The following is a 473-nucleotide window of genomic DNA, read 5'->3' on the forward strand; positions in this document are numbered from 1 at the left end:
CCGCGCGAAGGAGACGGCCGGGCTGCGCAGGTAGTTGTAGCCGACCATGGTGGTGACGCCGGCCTCGGCCGCGGCCGCCGCCATCTCCGCCGCGTCGGCGGCGGCCAGCGCCAGCGGCTTCTCGCAATAGACATGCTTGCCGGCCCTGAGCGCCGCCAGCGCCATCGGCTTGTGCAGCAGGTTGGGGGAGGTGATGGCGACGAGGCCGACCTGCGGGTCGGCCACCAGCGCCTGCCAGTCGCCGGTGGCGCGGGCGAAGCCGAAGCGGTCGGCGGCGCGCTGCGCGGCGCCGGCATCGATGTCGGCCACCATCTCCAGCCGGGCGCCGAGCCGGGTGCGGAACACCGCCGGCGCCGCCCGGAAGGCCAGGGCATGGCATTCGCCCATGAAGCCGGTGCCGATCAGGCCGACGCCGATGCTGGTGGTCATGTCTGGTCTCTCAAAGCATTCCAGTCCCCCCTCCCCTCGCGGGA

Annotated in this window: 1 protein-coding gene; it reads right to left on the reverse strand. The window is 73.6% G+C overall.

Translation table 11 applies throughout. From position 1 onward, the window contains the following. Window positions 1–429 (reverse strand): Gfo/Idh/MocA family protein (locus tag P409_RS35745; protein ID WP_034849964.1); only part of this gene is annotated, 429 nt, incomplete at its 3' end. Between the last annotated feature and the right edge of the window lie 44 nt (window positions 430–473).

The sequence above is a fragment of the Inquilinus limosus MP06 genome, assembly GCF_000767795.1.
In the GTDB taxonomy this organism is placed as follows: domain Bacteria; phylum Pseudomonadota; class Alphaproteobacteria; order DSM-16000; family Inquilinaceae; genus Inquilinus; species Inquilinus limosus_E.